Below are 4,790 nucleotides of genomic sequence, written 5' to 3'. Positions count from 1 at the left end.
CCGCACCCGCCCGCCCCTCCGTCCCCACCGCAGCCGCACCCCCCTCCAGCGAAGGCACATCGAGCTTCACCCTGCCGGCCGGCGATGGCTATCCGGTATCGGCCGGCAGCATGGTCAAGGCGACACAATTGAACCTGACGCCAGTGGATCTGAGCGGGATGTTCACCTACGACCATATGGAGGTTTCTGCCTATTGGCAGGAATACGGGGATTACATGCGCCAGGTGGGCGAATTCGTGCGGGAGAAGCTGGGGTTGGGCGAGGTGCCGGGCGGCACGGGCCTGGGGCTCAGCGGCAAGATCATCGACATGGCCAAGCAGGCAGCCGCCAAGGCCGGTATCCTGCCGCCGGACAAGCCGGCATCGGTGGAAACGTGGGAGGCAGAGCGGGGAACCACCGAATCCCCCGACAGCGGCATCTCCCAGATCACCGTGGTCTTCTCCAACAATGATACTCTGCAAATCCTGTTCGACGAAAAGAAGCTCGACGCCCTGCTGTCGCAGCCGACGGGGAAATCGCTGTCCGATCTGGTGGACATGAACGCGGATGAAGACCGTGCGAAGGACGTGACGCTGGCCATGCTGAATGGCCGCTTCGGCGGCTATTTCGCGGCCAATGCCGAATACCATCCAGATTGGGCCGGGCCGCAGGCCGCGCGCCTGGGGCTTACCGACCCGACACGCCCCTGGGACAAGGATCCGATCCTGATGATCCAGTCGAATGGCAGCGCCGGCATGGTGGAACGCAACAAGGGCACGCTGGTACAGGGCCTGATGGACATGCTGCGCGCGGGGACATGAAGCCCGTCATGGCGGTGCATGGCGCCGATTGCGGTTCCCCCCTCTCCCCGGCATGGCGTATCCTGGCCCGACCACCCGCTGGAGCCGCCGCGATGCCCTTGATCCTTTTCGGCCATCCCTTCTCCTCCTACACGCAGAAGGTCCTGATCGCGCTGGAGGAGAATGCGACGCCGGTTGATTTCCGCTGCCTTGGCCCCGACCATCCGGACCATGCGGGGGAATGGCTGAAACGCTGGCCGATACGGAAATTTCCGCTGCTGGTCGATGGTGACCGGCAGGTGGCGGAAACCAGCGTCATCATCGAATATCTGCATCTGGCCTATCCTGGCCCCGTCCGTCTGCTGCCCGATGACGCGATGGCGGCGCTGGATGTGCGCTTCATGGACCGGTTCTTCGACCAGCATGTGATGAATGCGGCCCAGCATGCCGTGGACGGCGCCCTGACCGGTGATCCCGTGAAACGCCGTGATGGCATGGCCATGGCGGTGGAAAAGCTGGACCGTGCCTATGCCTGGCTGGAAACCTATCTGGCCGGCCGCACCTGGGCCGTGGGTGACATGTTCAGCATGGCCGACTGTGCCGCCGCCCCGTCGCTGTTCTATGCCGACTGGACCCACCCCATCGCCGACATCTACCCGACCCTGCGCGCCTACCGCACCCGGCTGCTGGCCCGGCCATCGGTGATGAAGGCGGTGGAGGGCGGGCGGCCCTACCGGCACCTGTTCCCGCTGGGAGCACCGGACCGGGACTGACGCCCGGCCCTACAAATCCGTATAGCCATCCGGGAAGTGCCGCCGCCACAGCGCCACCACACGCGGATCATGGTCCACGCGTTCGGCCACGGCCACGATCCGCGGCGCCACCGCGCGGATGGCGTCGCGCCGGGGCGTCCAGCGGGTCATCATGCAGACGTAAAGGTCAAGCGCCGTCAGGTCGGGCGTGCCCAGCAGCCAGGACCCGGCCGCCGGCTGCAACGCCGCCTCCATATTTTTCCAGCAGAGGAGGATACGGTTGACGGTGGATTGTTTCAGCTCCGCCGTCGCCTTTTCCCCCGAAACCCACTGGTCCACAAAATCGCGGACCGTATACATGGGATAGATGGCGGCCGGCAGATAGACCAGCCAGCGCAGGAAACTGGCGCGCTGCGGATCGCCCGGACCCGGCCCCAGCCGGCCCGGATGCCGATCCATCAGCCAGAGCAGGATGGCCACCGACTCCGTCATGACCGTCCCATCGGGCAGGGCCAGGGTGGGCACCTGTACCAGCGGGTTGATGGCCTTCAACGCGGTCAGCCCGTCTGACGGTTCCCACGGGCTGGCCTCCACATAATCGTAATCTTCGCCCGCTAGGATAAAGGCCGCCTCCACCACGGCGGAACCGCAGCCCGTGGCCCCATAAAGCACCAGTTTGCCTGACATGGTCACCCCCTGCGTCACCCCCTGCCATCCATTCCGGATATGAGAACACACCATGAACGAACCTGCAAGCGCGCGATGGGGCTACCCCCCGGGAAAGCGCATTGCCCCCGCCCGCCACCGGTGTTAGACACGACGCCGTTTGCCCATCACAATCCCTGGCCCTGAAGCCCCCGACCGGAGCCCAAGCCCATGACCGTTTCCGTCACCCCGACGCTGACCCGCGAGGAATGGCTCGCCAAGGCCCAGACCCTGTCGGAGGCGCTGCCCTATATGCGCCGCTATGACGGCAAGATCATCGTCGTCAAGTATGGCGGCCATGCCATGGGCAACCCGGAACTGGCCCGCCAGTTCGCCAACGACATCGTGCTGCTGAAGCAGGTGGGCGCCTATCCCATCGTGGTGCATGGCGGCGGCCCTCAGATCGGCAAGCTGCTGGACCGGCTGCAGATCAAGTCGGAATTCATCGACGGCCTGCGCGTGACCGACAAGGACACGATGGAGATCGCCGAGATGGTGCTGTCCGGCAGCATCAACAAGGAAATCGTGGCCCTGATCAATGATGCCGGCGGCGATGCCATCGGCCTGTCGGGCAAGGATGACGACCTGATCGAGGCGCGCAAGGCCACCCGCACCAAGCGCGACCCCGACAGCAATATCGAAAAGGTCGTCGATCTGGGCTTTGTGGGTGAGCCGTTCCGCATCAACCCGCAGATCCTGCACAAGCTGCGGCATGCCGGTTTCATCCCCGTCATCGCCCCCATCGGCATCGGCGAGGATGGCCAGACCTACAACATCAATGCCGACACGGCCGCCGGCGCCATCGCCGCCGCCATGGAGGCCACGCGCCTGCTTTTGCTGACCGACGTGGCCGGTTTCCTGAACAAGAACAAGGAACTGGTGCCGGAACTGTCCGTGTCCGACGCCCGGACCGCCATTACCGACGGCACCGCGCTGGGGGGCATGATCCCCAAACTGGAGACCTGTATCGACGCGGTCGTCGGCGGGGTCGAAGGGGCCGTGATCCTGGATGGCCGCGTACCGCATGCCATCCTGCTGGAGATTTTCACCGAAGGCGGTGCCGGCACCCTGGTCGGCCGCAAATAACCCACAGCCCCCCGCCCCCATGAAGGGGGTGGGGGCATGAGTGGGGGCATAGTGACGCCGCCCCTTTCCGCAAAGATATCCCGATGCACCCCGGCCATGACGGATTCGTGACCGGACCTGTGTGCGCCGTCACATGACCGCCGGCACGGGCGCATTTATTTTTGTGGAACCTTCGGGACGTCTGGCGGAATGTGTCCGCTGGCTACCGGGGGCAGCAATGGCCGGGCGTCGCCTGGCGCAGGGGCAGTGTCATGGAGTTCAAGGTTAAGTTCTGGGGCGTGCGGGGGACCTTTCCCTGCGCCTATGCCTCGCATCTGACCTACGGCGGCAATACTAGCTGCGTCGAGGTGACGGCGGGCGACCGCACGCTGATCCTGGATGCCGGCACGGGGCTGCGGGCATTGGGCAAGCGTTTCCTGCGCGACAAGGTGCGCAACGCCACGTTGCTGCTCAGCCACGCGCATTGGGACCATATCAACGGGTTCCCCTTCTTCGAACCCGGCTACTGGCCCGAATTCAACCTCGACATCTTTGCGCGCGACCTGTCGGGCTGTAGCTGCATCGGCGAGGTCCTGACCACCTGCATGGAAAAGCCGCTGTTCCCAGTGCCACTGACCACCATGCGCGCCAAGATGGCCTTTCAGAATTTGCAGGCCGGCGACCAACTGGATCTGGGGCCGGGTCTGGTGGTGAAAACGGGCGAATTGAACCATCCGGGCGGGGCCGTCGGCTACCGTATCGAATATGGCGGCAAGTCCTTCTGCTATGTCACCGACACCGAACATGTAGCCGGCCGCCTGGATGAGAAGATCCTGCGCCTGATCGAAGGGGCCGATGTCGTGCTGTACGACACGACCTACACGGATGAGGAATATGCCACCCGTGTCGGTTGGGGCCATTCCACCTGGAGCGAAGGCGTGAAGCTGGTGCGCGAGGCGGGGGCCAAGCGGCTCTGCCTGTTCCACCATGATCCCGACCATGACGACAATGCCATGGCGGCGATCGAGCGCGACGCCATGCGCGCCTTCCCCGGAGCCTTCGCGGCACGGGAAGGCACCGTGCTGGACATGCTGAACCTGCTGCCCGTCGAAGCGGCAGTGGCTGCGGAATAGAGCCTTTATGGCGGCCGGGGCAACGGGTGGTTATACCATCGGTCAAAATTCTTGACCGATGGTACGGCGGCGACTGCCGCCGCGCGGCCCATGCCGCGTAGCCAAGAGCGCGGATGCGCCCGCCGGCGATTGAGACTCACCCGCCGATGGCAAAACCATCGCATGGAATGGCCGCTTTCGACATACAAGGCGCACAAAATCTTGACCATCGGGCATGATTTCGTGACGCTGTTAGGGTGGACGGCCCCCCGGCATCGCTGTGCCATAGTTGGGTTGTCACACACCAACATCGGGAGCCGCCCAGATGGAGTATAAACGGATTGCGATCGACATTTCCAAGCATGTGTTCACGCTGC

General features: G+C 64.4%; 5 protein-coding genes. 4 read left to right on the top strand and 1 reads right to left on the bottom strand.

The genetic code is table 11. The annotated features are described in order from the left end of the window. Nucleotides 1-800 (top strand): hypothetical protein (locus KBA48_RS32485; protein ID WP_292912811.1); only part of this gene is annotated, 800 nt, incomplete at its 5' end. A 92-nt stretch (nt 801-892) separates the two neighbouring features. Next, entirely contained in the window at nt 893-1,552 is a 660-nt protein-coding gene (locus KBA48_RS32480; protein ID WP_292912810.1) for a glutathione S-transferase family protein, read from the top strand. A 9-nt stretch (nt 1,553-1,561) separates the two neighbouring features. Here KBA48_RS32480 and KBA48_RS32475 read toward each other — a convergent pair whose 3' ends face one another. After that, nucleotides 1,562-2,218 carry a glutathione S-transferase gene (locus tag KBA48_RS32475; protein ID WP_292912809.1) on the bottom strand — a complete coding sequence of 219 codons (657 nt, stop codon included), beginning with the start codon at nt 2,216-2,218 and terminating at the stop codon, nt 1,562-1,564. 189 nt (nt 2,219-2,407) lie between these two features. On the opposite strand from KBA48_RS32475, the gene argB reads away from it, so the two are divergent. Together argB and KBA48_RS32465 are read left to right on the top strand one after the other, a co-directional pair. Beyond that, nucleotides 2,408-3,322 (top strand): acetylglutamate kinase, encoded by a 915-nt coding sequence (gene argB, locus KBA48_RS32470; protein ID WP_292912808.1) that lies wholly within the window; start codon nt 2,408-2,410, stop codon nt 3,320-3,322. Nucleotides 3,323-3,573: 251 nt separating this feature from the next. Then, nucleotides 3,574-4,434: an MBL fold metallo-hydrolase gene (locus tag KBA48_RS32465; RefSeq protein ID WP_292912807.1), complete on the top strand. Its 861-nt coding sequence runs from the start codon at nt 3,574-3,576 to the stop codon at nt 4,432-4,434. Nucleotides 4,435-4,790: the final 356 nt, after the last annotated feature.

This window comes from Niveispirillum sp. (assembly GCF_017996735.1).
In the GTDB taxonomy this organism is placed as follows: Bacteria; Pseudomonadota; Alphaproteobacteria; order Azospirillales; family Azospirillaceae; genus Niveispirillum.
The sequence above is the reverse complement of the archived record's forward strand: the minus strand, read 5'-3'. Positions and strand labels throughout refer to the sequence as shown.